Source organism: Synechococcus sp. CS-197 (genome assembly GCF_025128215.1).
Classification (GTDB): domain Bacteria; phylum Cyanobacteriota; class Cyanobacteriia; order PCC-6307; family Cyanobiaceae; genus Synechococcus_C.
This window is the reverse complement of record NZ_JAHLZC010000008.1, coordinates 12569-24959: the sequence shown is the minus strand read 5'-3', so window position 1 is coordinate 24959 and position 12391 is coordinate 12569. Positions and strand designations below refer to the sequence as shown.

The window sequence follows — 12391 nt, the reverse complement described above, 5'->3', positions numbered from 1 at the left end:
CCTCACTGTCTTCGAAGAGGTACTCCATGACGCAGATCATTGCTGTTCACTCGTTTAGAGGGGGTACGGGGAAATCCAATCTCACGGCGAATCTGGCTGCAAGTCTTGGGCTTCAAGGCAAGCGGGTGGCTGTTTTTGATACGGACCTGGCTTCTCCTGGTGTGCATGTTCTCTTCGGGTACACGCATGAGGGCGAGAGCCTTTGCCTGAACGATTTTCTTCAGGAAGACGCAGCAATTAAGGACTGTGTTCACGAAGTTACGCCCGCTCCCGTCAAGGCCGCAAAGGGGCATGTGTTCCTCGCTCCGGCTTCAATGGATAGCGATCGAATTGCTCGTCTGCTTCGTGAGGGATATCAGGTTGAGAAGTTGAATGATGCAATTTTTGCTCTAGCCGATGCGCTCAGTCTTGATTATGTGATTGTCGATACCCATCCTGGTATTAATGAAGAGACATTGCTTTCGGCAGCCATTGCCGATTATTTGGTGATGGTGATGCGTCCAGACAGCCAAGATTATCTGGGTACTGCTGTCGCCATTGAGGTCGCACAGCGATTGGACGTTGCGAATATTCAGCTCGTGATGAATAAATTACCCAGCCAATTCAGTCGAGACGAAGTTCGTCTGCGAATGCAGGAAAGTTATGAGGTCAGTATTGGGTCGATTCTGCCACTGAGTGAAGATTTGCTGACCCTCGCCAGTGGTGGTCTTGCCGTGCTCGAATTCCCGAATCACACCTGGTCAACGGCAGTTAGAGAGTTGGCCCAAGCTCTCCTAGAAGCATCTCCTTCTGCATGACTGAAGGGTCATTCCCCAACCTCGAGGCTCTGCCCCGCGGTCCTCTCACCATGGCCCTGATGGTTCAACTGGAGCCCCCTCCTCTCCGTCGGCTGTTGAAAAAGGGCCTGCGCCGTGGTCTCTCCACTGCCGAACTTCGCCAATGTCTTGACGCTGATTGGGGTCTGGCTTTAGAGAGCGAGTCTGCATCCAGCCTTCTCAAGGCGTTGCAGGATCGGCGCTGGTTCATATCCTCTGCGGACGCCGACGTCTGGAAAACCCATCTCGGTTCTTAAACCCTCATCACCATGCAGCTGACTCGCTCCTGGTACGTCGTCGAGCATTCATCCGCGGTTCCTGCGGGGTCTGTGCGCCGTCTCGATTTTCATGGTCAGGCCTTTGCGATCTGGAGAGCCCTCGACGGCACGCTCTCAGTCGTTTCTGATCGCTGCCCCCACAAGGGAGCCAGCCTCAGCGCAGGACGCGTTGGTGAGGAGGGCTTGGCCTGTCCATATCACGGCTGGTGTTTTCAGTCGGATGGCCACTGCGCCAAGATTCCCGCCCAGGACAGCGCGCAAGCCATCCCCCGGCGGGCTCAAGCGTTCTCATTACCATGCCGTGAGTCCGTTGGATTCATTTGGATCTGGTGGGACCCCAGCGCAGAGTCCTCTGCTGAGGACTTGCCCCCCTTGCCGACGGTTGGTCCCGTTCCAGAGGATGACGATCGCGGCTGGCGAGCGCTGGAAGGCTCTGTGGAATGGAATGCCCACTGGCTGCGTGTGCTCGAGGCCTTCATGGATCTCACCCATGCGCCGTTTGTGCACAGCGGCAGCTTTGGGGCGATGGCTCCGGACCAGCTGATGCCCGTTGAGCAGTGGGCCAAGGATGACAGTGTCTATGAGAGGGTTCTGGCCCCCCGTGACCGTCACTACCGCGCTGACCAGGGTCGCGGATTGCGTGCTTGGTTCAACCAAGGTGATGACCAGTCATCCTCCGTTTCCTCTGATGACGGCGGAGAACAGCACATTCAGCTCTGGCTGGCGAATGTGTCTCTGGTTCGCGTGGTTTTTGGTGATTTTCAGATCTCGCTGCTCACGGCCCACGTTCCAGTTGATGGGACCAAAACCCGTAATCTCTGGCGTCATTTCCGTTCCTTCTTGCGCAGCCCCTTGGCTGACAGCAATGCGCGTGGACGGGTCGACCGTTTCATGGCCGAGGACCAGGGCACGGTCGAGACCCTCAGGCCTCTGATCCCTGATCTCGATGGCCATGGCGATCTCCTTGTCGCCAGTGATGTTTCCACGCTTGCCCTCCGCCGCATGTTGAGAGAGAAGCGTGATGCCGGACTCTTCCGGTAGGGACTCTTGTTGCTGTTTTCCCCCACTGTTACTGCAAATCATGGCCTCTTCTCTTCCGATCGAAGCCCTTGACCATGTCGCTCTTACCGTGAGTGATCCTCAGCGCTCCATGCGCTGGTACGAGACCATGCTCGGCTTTAAGCCCGCTGCCATGGAGGGGCTTCAGCAGGGCCCCCCTTTCCTTCTTCGCGTTGCCGAGGGCAACTATCTGAATCTGTTCCCTGCAGACAGCGCTGAGCTCAAGCCTGTGCCCGATCACAGCACCGTGGCGATGCGTCATGTGGCCTTCCGCATCACCTACGCCTGCCTCGACGATGTTCAGAAGAAGCTGGAATCCCAGGGTCTCGCGATCACTGCTTTTGACTACGGGCCCCGCTGCCGTGCTCTGTTTCTGTCAGATCCTGACGGTCACCAAATCGAGTTGATCGGTTATGCCGAAGGGGTGTTTACAGCCTGAGATTCAGCCGGCAGCCGTGGCATTGAGGCCAACAGCCCAACGGCGATCAAGACCAAAACCGCCTGGGTTTGGAAGGTGGCTCCGTAGCCTGCTGACTCGTACATTTGTCCGGCAAGCAGAGGACCGATCAGAGAGGTCAGACTCACCACGGACTGCGTCATTCCCCCAAGGACACCCTGCTGGCTTTCGTTGACGCAAAGCGACATGGCTGATCGAAGACCAGGGGTGCTGAGTCCGACGCCCCCGGCGAACAGGAATTGGGTCACGTACAGTTCGCGGCCCTCGCTGATCACGGACACGCCCAACATGGCAACGGCCACCAGGCTGAGCCCGATAATCGAGAGCTTGTCGGGACGAATCGCCTTGAGGAGGCGAGGCAGCAGGGCGCCTTGCACAACAACGGCAACCACGCCCACATACACAAGCACCAAGGACGTGGGTTGGGGGCCCCAGTTGAACCGTTCTTTGGCTGCCAACACGAAGATGCCCGAGAAGGCGCTGAAGCCCAGATAGAAAAGGAAATAGATGCTGATGAGCTTTTTTAAACGGTGGTTGCCTTGGGTCAACAGGGGGTTTTTCGTTTTTTCTGTGGACGCTTCGGGTTGATTCGATCTCGTCGTCTTCGGAAGATAAAGGCGAATCAAAACAACATTCAGCAAGCAAAAAGCTGATGCCACCACAAACGGAAAGCGTGGATCAATGGCCCCGAGTGCTCCACCGATTCCAGGTCCGATGATGAAGCCGAGGCCGAGGGCTGCACCGATCGCACCGAAGCCAACGGTGCGCTGATTTCGATCTTCGACGGTGTCAGCGACCAGAGCCTGGGAGATTGCGAACACGCCAGAGGAGGCGCCATTCAAGGCGGAAAACAGCAGCAGGATCAGAAGCGAGGTGGAGAGTGCCTGACCAATCAGGGCGATGGCACTGATCGCCACGGTGACCGTCAGAACACTGCGTCGACCCCAGCGGTCCGACAATCGTCCAATCAGTGGAGCTCCGAGAAATTGCAAGCCTGAGTACGTCGCCGTCACGCTGGTCACAGCGATGGCGTTAAAGGAGCCAGTGAGCTCATTCACGAAAAACGGCACCACTGGAAGCAGCAGGCCGAAACTGGCGGCATCCACTGCCACCACGAGGCAGAGGACGAGAAGGATTTTCTTGTTCAAGAGTTCAGCTCCGCGGAGGAACGGCCATTGGTGTTGAGCATTCTCTGCAGGATGGGATTGACCTGATCAGGGCCTTCATCGTGCGGGCAGTGACCCAGGGATGGGAGGGTCGCGAGTTCATGAACGGACGCAAAGCGCGTCCATTGCTGAGCTTGGCTGAGTGGCTCCCAGGGATCGGCTTCTCCCCAGATCATCCCCACCGGTGTTTTGATTCGTTCAAGCACCTCGGGGGCAAGGTGGTCGTTAAAGAGGTTAATGAAACCGCGAAAGGATTCAGTCGCTCCAGGGCTGCGTGCGGCCCGGTGCAAAACCTCCACCAGGGTGTCGTCCACGCAAGCGCCGGTGGGGTACGCCAACTTCAAAACTTTTCGGATCACTCCGGGCCTGGCCAGGCTCATAAAGAGCGAGCGTGTCACCCAGCGTTGCCGCACGAGTTGTTTGAGCAGTGGCCGACCAAGGGCCCTGAAAGGTGGTTGTTCCGAAACGCGTTTGTCGTCGATGGCCCGTTGTGCACAGTCGATCAGAACGACCATGGCTGCAGGCTTCTGGCGTTCTTCAAGGATTTCGGCGGCGCGCAGCGCCACCACACCACCAATCGAATTGCCAATCAGAGAAACATCAACGATTCCATGGTTGTCGATGAAATCAACCACCTGATTGGCCCAGAGGTCGATGCTGTACACCACTCCTTCAGGATTGGGGGGCTCACCCTGAAGGATCGACTGGGGCTTGTTACTCATGCCAAAGCCGAGCAAGTCGAGAGCGACAACGTGGTGATCCCCCGTCAGGGCAGGCACGGTATGGCGCCAGTGTTCCTTGCAGGCTCCAAACCCGTGAATAAGAAGCGCCGTGCTTTCACCGTCTCGGCGGTCTGTCTCGATCCAGCTGATCCTGTGGTTGTTCCAACTCCCCTGCTTGATCCAGTGATCAGGGAAGACTGCTGCACTGGCACTGGCGGTCACGGTTGGGACTTCGATGCGGCTCAGTGAGTCTGCACGATATTGCCGTTGGATTCAGTCCAGGCTTTGACGCGACCATCCTCAATGGCCCAGATGCGGTCAGCGTCATTGAGCAGTCTGAGGTCGTGGGTCACAAGAAGTACCGCACTGCCACGATCGCGGCAGAGGTTGCCGAGTAGTTCGACCACGTCCTGACCAGAGCGGCTGTCGAGGGACGCTGTTGGTTCATCGGCAAGCACCAATTCTGGTTCGGGAGCGAGGGCTCTGGCGATGGCCACACGCTGACGCTGACCTCCGGAGAGTTCTTCTGGGAAATGATGCAACCGATGGCTTAGGCCAACGGCCTCCAGCAAAGCCATGGCTTTCTCGCGGCGGGCTTGAGGGTTCGGTTCCGTGAGCTGGAGCAGAATTTGCACGTTCTGGAGCACGGTCAGTGACGACACCAGGTTGTGGCTCTGGAAGATGAAGCCAATCCTGCGACGTGTCTGCATCAGGACCGTTTCATTCGCTCCGTTCAGTTCCTGACCAAGAACCTGAATGGATCCCTCCTCCACCGAACGGAGGGCTCCGATCAGCGTGAGAAGGGTGCTCTTCCCACTGCCTGAGGGGCCAACCAAGAGAGTGATTTCACCACGACGAACGTCGAATGTCAGATCATGCAGAATTTGCGTGCGCAGCTCGCCTTTGCCATAGCTGTGACAAAGGTTCTCCGTTCTGATGACGGGTGAATTGGGAGAGGAGTTCTGCATAAAAGTCAGAAAACGGATGCCGGATCTGCATCACGCAGCTTGCGGATTGCAATTGCGGAGGCGATGGCGCAAACGCTGATCGTGAGAGCCCCAACGAGGAGGGATTTGTCGGCGGTCATCTGCAGTTGGATGCCAGACACTGCCGTTAGAGCTGCATAGAGAATGGCGCTGAGAATTGTGGCTGGGATGAAGGCGGATGCGCCGAGGAGAACGGCTTCCTGAATAACAACAATTAAAATAAATTGATCAGAAAATCCCATGGCTTTCAGGGTGGCGTACTCCTTGAGATGGTCGCTGACATCGGTGTAAAGCACTTGATAAACCACAACCCCTCCCACCAGAAGTCCCATAATTGTCCCGAAGCCGAAAATAACGCCAAATGATGAAACGTTATTCCAGTAATCTCTTTCTTGCGTAATCAGTTCGGGCTTGGTCAAGACTTGAAGCTCATTACCGTAGAGCGATCTCAGATCTCTTTGAATTCTCGGAATCTCGGATGGATTGTCAACGCGGATCAATCCCAGTGAAATTTCGCCCAGATTGATTTGTCTGGATGCAAGTTGTAGAGCAGTTGCCTGGCTGCCAATCAAATTGCTGTCGGCAACGAAGGTTGAGCCAAGCTTGAACAATCCTTTGATTCGAAAGGTTTTTTCAAAGTTCGACAAGATCATGTCGAGTGGGCCATCGGCTTTAAATGTTTTGCCAACAGGGCCTGTTTTGATTGCGATGCCAAGGGTGTCGAAGAGGACAAAGCCCGGTGTTTTGAGTTGATCGCTTTGCGCGTTGATCTCAGGAACATTCAAGACCGTGAGATCGGGGTCATAGCCAATCATCCTTAGTGATGTTGGCTTGACTCCGCCAAGTTGTTGAGCATTAATATTGGCGATGTAGAGAGGAATGGTTTCCTTGATGCCGCGCAGTCCCAGAGCTTGAAACAGTTGGGATTGCGGGAACTGTTGGTAACTGCCGCTATTAACGGTTGCGGGGCTGATCAGAACAAGGTCTGTGTCGAGCGCGTTGTAAAAAGTGGTGGCGCTTTTCAGCAGACCGGACTGAAAGCCAAGCTGCATGTACATCAGCAAGGCCGCAAAACCGATGCCGGTGACGGCCACCAGGTAACGAACTGGTTGACGCTTCAGCTGAAGCCATGCCAGAGGCAGGTCGTGCCAATTCAGCCGAGATGTCCATCCCCCTCCGCGTCTCATGGCTCGAAGCGCGCCGTCACATTGAGGCCACTGAGGCGATCCAGCTGCAGATCAGGGTTGGGCGCGAGATCGAGTTTCACAAGCACCACTCGCGCATTGACATCGTTATTGGCTGCCACCGCGAACAGATCACGCTCGGACACTTTGCCGATGATGGATTTGAGTGTGCCCTGCACTGTTCCGGGAAACCCTCCTGTTTCAGCGGTGATCGAGGCCTTTTGTCCGATCCGCAAGCGCTCAACGTCAGTTTGGAACACTTGAACCCATGCTTGCATCGAGCCGGTGCGGCCAATCACTGCAAGTCCTTCCTCGCTCTCTTTCATGCCTGGCCAGCTGTAAATCCTGATCAGGCGACCATCTAGTGGTGAGCGAACCTCTGCAGCTTTCAGCTGACTTTTGGCCTGCACGAGCGAGGCGCGTGCTGCCTCGACGTCAGCCTGCTTTTCCAAAATGCTCGCCGTTGTTTTGGCGAGCTCCTCTTCGGAGATGGCGCCTCCCTGGAACAGCTCCTTGCCTCGGCTTTGACTGATCTTGAGAAAAGGAAGCAACGCTCCCGTGCTCTGAAGCTTGGACTGGGCCTGTACGACGGCGGCCTGAAGCTCCTGAAAGCTGCTGAGCCTCACAAGAACTTGACCCTTGCGGATCGGCTCACCCTCCCCTGCAAACCACTCCTTAACCACCTCGTTCCCCCCAGCCGTTCCTGCTGGAATGGAGATTGGAACAAGCCCCCCTGTGGGCATCAGGCGCCCGAGAGCCGTGACCTGCTGAGGACGACTCACAACAGCTTTAGGGACTGGCTTGGGTTTGAAGACGTTCCAGCCGATGGCGCCAGCGGCAACCACTCCAAGGGCGATCAACGTGCCGCGGATGACGCCGCGTCTTGCGGGCTGCTCTGTCATCGTTGACACATGGGTGTTTACTGGCGCTGCACCTTAATGCATGTGCGGATAAGGTGGTCGCAATTTCCGTGACAACCCGTGCGTCGATTTGCGGTTCAACAGGGCGATTACATCTACAGGGCTGATCAAGACAGCGCTTCGATTTACCTCGTTAAATCCGGATCGGTAGAAATCACCACCCTGTATCCGGAAACCGGAGAAGGTGTGGACGAGACCCATGGTCCTGGTCACGTTTTCGGAGAAGTTGAGATCATCGACAGCCGACCTCGGATCGCCAATGCCCGCGCAGCACGGTCCTCCCAGATCGTGGAGATCCCCAAGGAGGAGCTCATGGAAATCCTTTACGAGAAGCCTGAAAAGAGCCTGATTCTTGGTAAGTCCACATTTGAGCATCTGCGCTCTCTTTATGACGATGCCTCGATTGATTCAGATCTCGAGCGCCTGCGAGAGGAAATGCATGTGAACATTCGCGATGCGGTCGTCGCCCACGAATCCAGGGTCCTCAAGAGCCACAATGGAATGGCTGCGATCGCAGTGCCAATTATTTTGCTGGTCGTCCTGGCTGTGGGCGCCTATTGGTTCTTCCACAGGGGCTAAGCCCAGCCCAGTTCGGCGTAACCGAGTTTTATTTCCTTTCCCTTTGAACCCTTCCTCCCATGTCAAGAAAACAAGCGGACAGCGAAATCGATCAAGCGATGGATTCCTTCAGGTCTGAAATGAAGGACGCCATCGACGAAGGTGTGGACGATCATGAAGCCAATATGACAAAAATGGGATTTTTGTTTCTTGGTATTTTTGCAAGCGTGATCGCGATTGCAGCTTTCCTGCCCTAGCAGCCTGGCTTTGGTTGTTTTAAACGCAAAAAAAAAGAGGCCCAATTGGACCTCTTTTTTATGTTTGACCTTGTGGAAATCTCAAACGGCAGTTTTTTGATTGCCAAGTAAGTCTTTTAATTTCGCCAGTTCGCCTGCCCAGCGGGGATCGGGGCCATCCTCAGCTTTGGCATCGCTGTGAACCACCTTGTTGACAGCTTTGCGGGCTGAACCGGGAGCGTGGCCTCCTCCATTTTGTCCGGCACGGCGACCACCACCGCCACCATTGTTGTCACGACGTTCAGAGCGCTCGACGCGCAGGCTGTTGCCGTTGAACTCCTTGCCGTTGAACTGTTCGATCACGGCATCGGCGACCTTTTCATCGTCGATGTTGGCGAAACCGAACCCGCGGCATGCTCCAGTCTCCCTGTCAAAGACCGCTTTGAAGCGAACGCCTTCTCCCACGCTGGTGAGCTGAGCTTCAAGCTCTTTGCTTTCAAAATTCTGCGGCAAATTGCCGATGTAAAGACGCACGCTCATGAAACGGGGAAGAAAAACGGAAAACTGCGTGTCAGGCCGATCGTTGTCGTCGCTGCCATGGCAGTTAATCACAGCGCCTGCTCAACTCGCTTGTCGAAGGAGGCCGGTGGAGCCATCGGCGGGCCTCGTCGAGGGCCTGCTCACGGGATGAAACACGACCATAGGCGCGCGCGGTCGTGAGGTGCAGGATCAAGGCACCGAGTATTGGGCCCGGATTGAGAGAGAGCTCGCTCTGGAGGGTGTCCCCATCCAAGGGGGAACGGGGATGGAACAACGGGTCCTCCGGGTTCCTCCATTGCTGCATCCATCGGTCTCTGTGCTGCTCTGGCCAACACAAAACCAGGGCTGGAAGATCAGCCTCAAGGTCTTGGTGCAAGCGCAGCCTTTCCATCTCATCCAAGCTGCTGCTGTCCCCATGAGCGCAGCGCTCCTGCCATTGGCGCAGCTTGGCGCAACGTTGAATCTGTCGTCGGCTGAAGCGCAGGGACCTCAGTCCTGAATCGCTGAGTAGGGCGGTGAGCCGAGCCAGAGGCAGGGCCAGGCTCTGCTCTTCCAAGGTCATGGAGGAGGCTGCGCGCAGTGGTTGGCTTGCGTTGACGTGCGAGTGCTGCCAACCGGGCGCACTCCATGGCTTGAGAAGGTCCAGGGACTGCAGGAGCGTGATCGCCGCATCGGCAGCAGGAGCGGCCACGAGTCTCAGTAATTCGGCCTGAATGCGTTCCGGGGCCGAACGCGTCAGCAATGCACCATTGGCTTTCACCATGGCCAAGGTGTCGGTATCAATGCGCATCTCCAGTTCGGCCATCAAGCGAAGTGCGCGCAGCAGGCGCAAGGGGTCGTCGCGAAGATTGCTTTCCCGGATGGCACAGATCAGCCCGTCTTGAAGATCTTGAAGTCCTCCTGTGGGATCGATCAGTTGCTGGGGGTGCGACAGGCTCAGCGCAATGGCGTTGAGTCTGAAATCCCTACGGAACAGATCCTCGGTGAGGTCTTCCCCCTCAAGCCTGGCGAAGTCGATCGTCCAGCCTTTCAGCACCAGCCGAGCCATCTGCCGCTGCTCGTCCAGCACCACGCACGCGCCACCGTGCTCCCTCGCCAAGCGTTGGACGGTGCCCAGCACCGCACCCGGAACCACCAGGTCAAGATCCGGACATGGAGGCAATCGATTCAGCAATCCGTCACGAACCGCTCCGCCCACCAGAACTGCCCCTTCAGGGAGCTGAGAGGGCTTGAGGGGCCATCGCTCCGGTTCGAGTCGGCGCCAGAGCAGATCAGTCAGTTGCTCTGGGCTCACCGTCAAAATGGAGTCCGCACTGGAACCATTGGGCATGTGCATCTGTGTGGACTGCCGCTGGGTCGATCGTTGTCAGGCCTATCACGCGGTCGAGCGTCAGCATGGTGCTGCCCATCTCTGTGAGGCCCCGCCGATGAAGCCTGTTGAGCCCAGGATTCACATCAGTGTGCAGGATCTCCCCCACGGGCAGGTCGGCGTTGAGTGGGATGTGCGCGCCTGCGGAAGCTTCAGCCTCGATCAAGGACGATGGGCGCGCCTGCGCCCTGGTGAGGAGGTGCCTCAATGAGCGACTGGCTGCTGGCCCTGCATAGCTCAACGGACACCCTGGGCATCGCGGTGGTGTCTGCCCAAGCACCCCTGAGCGCGGCTCAGGTTGTCTGCCGTCCCATGGGGCGTGCGCTGACGAATGCGCTGCCCTCCGTGTTGGACGAGATCTTGCCCGCGTCCGAGTGGCCTGGGATCCGTCGCCTCGCTGTGGCGACTGGGCCCGGGGGGTTCACAGGAACCCGGCTCACGGTCGTGCTGGCTCGCACGTTGGCTCAGCAGCTCCAATGTCCCCTCGATGGGGTGAGCAGCTTTGCGCTGATGGCTCCGCGCCTTCAGCTGACGCTTCCCGCCCCACAGCGTGGAGAACCGTTCTCCATCATTCAGGATCTACCTCGGCGCGGCCGGGTTGCAGGTCGCTATCAGGTGCGCGACGGCTGGAATCAAGACAACGCAACCTGCGCAGACCTTGATTTCAGGGAGTTGCAGCATCCTGCGCTGCTTCAAGCGGCAGATCAGCCGGCTCCAGCGCTGACCATGGCTGTCGATGTGGCGTGCGATGTGCTGCAGCTGCTGCGCTGTTGCGTGGATCGCCATGCCAGTGACGCTTTGGGGCCCTGGGACTCCGTGCTGCCGATCTACCCCACCTCTCCTGTGGGATCCGTTTGATGGGCCACGGCATCCGCTCCTTTCTGCTGGTGTCAGCGTTGATTGGTGGGGCCGCGATGGCGACGCCCCTGCGGCCTTTTGCTAAGGCAGCGCTCACCCGACAGGACCCGCAACGCATTCTTGTCTTGGGTGGTGATGCCGAACGAGAGCGCATCGGATTACGCCTGGCTCGTCGACTGGCGTTGCCGTTGGTGGTCAGCGGTGGAACCAATCCTGAGTACGCCAGGTGGTTGATGGAGCATGAGGGACTTGGAACCAACGAGGTGCGCCTCGATTACCGGGCCCAGGACACGCTTGGCAATTTCACCTCATTGGTGGATGAGCTGCAGGCTGAGGGGGTTGAGCATGTGCTGTTGGTGACCAGTGAGGATCACTTGCCCCGCGCTTTGCTGGTGGGAGGGGTGGTTGCCGGTAGCCGCGGCATTCGCCTGACGGGCGTGCCGGTGAGTTGTGCTGAGCAGTGCCGCATGGAAAGTATGGGAAAGCGATGGGGTGATGGTTTCAGAGCCTTGGCATGGGTGCTCACGGGCCGTGATCTAAAGCCCTGGGTGCGCAGGCAATGGCCCGGACTGTTTGCTCAGCCCTGATCGAGCAGGGCGTTGATCCTGCGTTGCAGTTCGAGGGTGGCGGCCTCCAGGTCGGGTTTGCGGCGACTGGCAGGGGCAGGGATCGGTTCGCCGATGCGCATTTGCAGGGGCACCAGCCGGGGCCAGCTTCGCCCCGTGCCCAGGGCCCGATGACTGTTCACGATGGCCACGGGCAGTAGCGGTGCTCCTGAGCGAGCGGAGAGCAGGGCCGCTCCGGGCATGGGTTGGTTGACGCGGCCATCGGGCTGGCGCGTTCCATCGAGGAACACGCCAATGGCCCATCCTTCCTGCAGGCGGGCTGTGGCGGTGCGAATGGCCTCACGGTCACTGGCTCCACGGTTCACTGGGTAGGCCCCGCAGGCCCGGATCAGGGGGCCCAGAAGGGGAATCCGGAAGAGTTCCGCCTTCGCCATGAACGCCACCGGGCGCCCCAGGGCGTGCCCCAACAAGGGTGGATCGAGATGGGAGCCATGATTGGCCACCACCACCAAAGGCCCCTGCAAGGGGACTCGCTCGTTCCCATGGGTCTTCCCCCGGAACAGCAGCCGGTAGAGCGGAAACACCAACGCTGCGCTCACAAGCCGGTAGGCGAGACTCGGGCGTGGCGTCAGAACCAGCGGCCCTGGCGCTTGATCCTGCAACTCAAGATTGCTCAC

Annotated in this window: 17 protein-coding genes; 9 read left to right on the top strand and 8 right to left on the bottom strand. The window is 58.0% G+C overall.

Annotation, left to right across the window (positions count from 1 at the left end; all coding sequences use genetic code 11):
* Nucleotides 1–26 precede the first annotated feature (26 nt).
* The 4 genes from KQ296_RS01890 to KQ296_RS01875 are packed head-to-tail and all read left to right on the top strand — an operon-like array spanning nucleotide 27 to nucleotide 2591.
* Entirely contained in the window at nucleotides 27–797 is a 771-nt protein-coding gene (locus KQ296_RS01890; protein WP_011934154.1) for a MinD/ParA family protein, read from the top strand.
* The gene (locus KQ296_RS01885; RefSeq protein WP_011934153.1) at nucleotides 794–1072 is read left to right on the top strand and encodes a hypothetical protein; all 279 of its coding nucleotides are present in this window, start codon (nucleotides 794–796) and stop codon (nucleotides 1070–1072) included. The genes KQ296_RS01890 and KQ296_RS01885 overlap by 4 nt, the downstream gene beginning before the upstream one ends.
* A 12-nt stretch (nucleotides 1073–1084) precedes the next feature.
* A complete protein-coding gene (locus tag KQ296_RS01880) occupies nucleotides 1085–2134 on the top strand; it encodes an aromatic ring-hydroxylating dioxygenase subunit alpha (RefSeq protein ID WP_011934152.1) in 1050 nt (349 codons plus the stop codon).
* Nucleotides 2135–2174: 40 nt separating this feature from the next.
* Nucleotides 2175–2591, top strand: coding sequence for a VOC family protein (locus KQ296_RS01875; protein WP_011934151.1), 417 nt, complete (start codon nucleotides 2175–2177; stop codon nucleotides 2589–2591).
* On the opposite strand, the gene KQ296_RS01870 is transcribed toward KQ296_RS01875, so the two are convergent.
* Genes KQ296_RS01870 through KQ296_RS01850 form a run of 5 tightly spaced genes read right to left on the bottom strand, consistent with a single transcriptional unit; the run spans nucleotide 2564 to nucleotide 7569 of the window.
* Complete coding sequence (locus tag KQ296_RS01870; protein WP_011934150.1) at nucleotides 2564–3757, bottom strand: tetracycline resistance MFS efflux pump; 1194 nt, start codon at nucleotides 3755–3757, stop codon at nucleotides 2564–2566. The two genes, KQ296_RS01875 and KQ296_RS01870, sit on opposite strands and share 28 nt — an antisense overlap.
* Nucleotides 3754–4719: an alpha/beta fold hydrolase gene (locus KQ296_RS01865; protein WP_011934149.1), complete on the bottom strand. Its 966-nt coding sequence runs from the start codon at nucleotides 4717–4719 to the stop codon at nucleotides 3754–3756. Before KQ296_RS01865 ends, KQ296_RS01870 begins: the two co-directional genes overlap by 4 nt.
* Before the next feature lie 20 nt (nucleotides 4720–4739).
* On the bottom strand, nucleotides 4740–5465 hold the full coding sequence (locus KQ296_RS01860; RefSeq protein WP_011934148.1) for an ATP-binding cassette domain-containing protein: 726 nt from the start codon (nucleotides 5463–5465) through the stop codon (nucleotides 4740–4742).
* Nucleotides 5466–5470: 5 nt separating this feature from the next.
* The gene (gene devC / locus KQ296_RS01855) at nucleotides 5471–6670 is read right to left on the bottom strand and encodes an ABC transporter permease DevC (protein ID WP_011934147.1); all 1200 of its coding nucleotides are present in this window, start codon (nucleotides 6668–6670) and stop codon (nucleotides 5471–5473) included.
* Complete coding sequence (locus KQ296_RS01850) at nucleotides 6667–7569, bottom strand: HlyD family efflux transporter periplasmic adaptor subunit (protein WP_011934146.1); 903 nt, start codon at nucleotides 7567–7569, stop codon at nucleotides 6667–6669. The genes devC and KQ296_RS01850 overlap by 4 nt, the downstream gene beginning before the upstream one ends.
* Before the next feature lie 78 nt (nucleotides 7570–7647).
* Here KQ296_RS01850 and KQ296_RS01845 point away from each other — a divergent pair, with 78 nt between their 5' ends.
* Together KQ296_RS01845 and KQ296_RS01840 are read left to right on the top strand one after the other, a co-directional pair.
* Nucleotides 7648–8166, top strand: coding sequence for a cyclic nucleotide-binding domain-containing protein (locus KQ296_RS01845; RefSeq protein WP_011934145.1), 519 nt, complete (start codon nucleotides 7648–7650; stop codon nucleotides 8164–8166).
* Between the two features lie 59 nt (nucleotides 8167–8225).
* Entirely contained in the window at nucleotides 8226–8402 is a 177-nt protein-coding gene (locus KQ296_RS01840; protein ID WP_259726313.1) for a hypothetical protein, read from the top strand.
* A gap of 81 nt (nucleotides 8403–8483) precedes the next feature.
* On the opposite strand, the gene KQ296_RS01835 is transcribed toward KQ296_RS01840, so the two are convergent.
* Together KQ296_RS01835 and KQ296_RS01830 are read right to left on the bottom strand one after the other, a co-directional pair.
* On the bottom strand, nucleotides 8484–8921 hold the full coding sequence (locus KQ296_RS01835) for an RNA-binding protein (RefSeq protein WP_011934144.1): 438 nt from the start codon (nucleotides 8919–8921) through the stop codon (nucleotides 8484–8486).
* Between the two features lie 64 nt (nucleotides 8922–8985).
* Nucleotides 8986–10251 (bottom strand): CCA tRNA nucleotidyltransferase, encoded by a 1266-nt coding sequence (locus tag KQ296_RS01830; RefSeq protein WP_011934143.1) that lies wholly within the window; start codon nucleotides 10249–10251, stop codon nucleotides 8986–8988.
* Between KQ296_RS01830 and KQ296_RS01825 the strand changes: the two genes are divergently transcribed.
* Genes KQ296_RS01825 through KQ296_RS01815 form a run of 3 tightly spaced genes read left to right on the top strand, consistent with a single transcriptional unit; the run spans nucleotide 10250 to nucleotide 11735 of the window.
* Complete coding sequence (locus KQ296_RS01825; protein ID WP_011934142.1) at nucleotides 10250–10501, top strand: Ycf34 family protein; 252 nt, start codon at nucleotides 10250–10252, stop codon at nucleotides 10499–10501. The two genes, KQ296_RS01830 and KQ296_RS01825, sit on opposite strands and share 2 nt — an antisense overlap.
* The gene (tsaB, locus tag KQ296_RS01820) at nucleotides 10498–11148 is read left to right on the top strand and encodes a tRNA (adenosine(37)-N6)-threonylcarbamoyltransferase complex dimerization subunit type 1 TsaB (protein ID WP_011934141.1); all 651 of its coding nucleotides are present in this window, start codon (nucleotides 10498–10500) and stop codon (nucleotides 11146–11148) included. Before KQ296_RS01825 ends, tsaB begins: the two co-directional genes overlap by 4 nt.
* Nucleotides 11148–11735, top strand: coding sequence for a YdcF family protein (locus tag KQ296_RS01815; protein WP_011934140.1), 588 nt, complete (start codon nucleotides 11148–11150; stop codon nucleotides 11733–11735). The genes tsaB and KQ296_RS01815 overlap by 1 nt, the downstream gene beginning before the upstream one ends.
* Here KQ296_RS01815 and KQ296_RS01810 read toward each other — a convergent pair.
* Complete coding sequence (locus KQ296_RS01810; RefSeq protein WP_011934139.1) at nucleotides 11726–12391, bottom strand: 1-acyl-sn-glycerol-3-phosphate acyltransferase; 666 nt, start codon at nucleotides 12389–12391, stop codon at nucleotides 11726–11728. The genes KQ296_RS01815 and KQ296_RS01810 overlap by 10 nt on opposite strands.

What these genes read in the sequence shown, in the direction of transcription:
- KQ296_RS01890 (WP_011934154.1), top strand. Translation starts at nt 27, where the DNA reads ATGACGCAGATCATTGCTGTTCACTCGTTTAGAGGGGGTACGGGGAAA.
- KQ296_RS01885 (WP_011934153.1), top strand. Translation starts at nt 794, where the DNA reads ATGACTGAAGGGTCATTCCCCAACCTCGAGGCTCTGCCCCGCGGTCCT.
- KQ296_RS01880 (WP_011934152.1), top strand. Translation starts at nt 1,085, where the DNA reads ATGCAGCTGACTCGCTCCTGGTACGTCGTCGAGCATTCATCCGCGGTT.
- KQ296_RS01875 (WP_011934151.1), top strand. Translation starts at nt 2,175, where the DNA reads ATGGCCTCTTCTCTTCCGATCGAAGCCCTTGACCATGTCGCTCTTACC.
- KQ296_RS01860 (WP_011934148.1), bottom strand. Translation starts at nt 5,465, where the DNA reads ATGCAGAACTCCTCTCCCAATTCACCCGTCATCAGAACGGAGAACCTT.
- devC (WP_011934147.1), bottom strand. Translation starts at nt 6,670, where the DNA reads ATGAGACGCGGAGGGGGATGGACATCTCGGCTGAATTGGCACGACCTG.
- KQ296_RS01850 (WP_011934146.1), bottom strand. Translation starts at nt 7,569, where the DNA reads ATGACAGAGCAGCCCGCAAGACGCGGCGTCATCCGCGGCACGTTGATC.
- KQ296_RS01840 (WP_259726313.1), top strand. Translation starts at nt 8,226, where the DNA reads ATGTCAAGAAAACAAGCGGACAGCGAAATCGATCAAGCGATGGATTCC.
- KQ296_RS01835 (WP_011934144.1), bottom strand. Translation starts at nt 8,921, where the DNA reads ATGAGCGTGCGTCTTTACATCGGCAATTTGCCGCAGAATTTTGAAAGC.
- KQ296_RS01825 (WP_011934142.1), top strand. Translation starts at nt 10,250, where the DNA reads ATGTGCATCTGTGTGGACTGCCGCTGGGTCGATCGTTGTCAGGCCTAT.
- KQ296_RS01830 (WP_011934143.1), bottom strand. Translation starts at nt 10,251, where the DNA reads ATGCCCAATGGTTCCAGTGCGGACTCCATTTTGACGGTGAGCCCAGAG.
- tsaB (WP_011934141.1), top strand. Translation starts at nt 10,498, where the DNA reads ATGAGCGACTGGCTGCTGGCCCTGCATAGCTCAACGGACACCCTGGGC.
- KQ296_RS01815 (WP_011934140.1), top strand. Translation starts at nt 11,148, where the DNA reads ATGGGCCACGGCATCCGCTCCTTTCTGCTGGTGTCAGCGTTGATTGGT.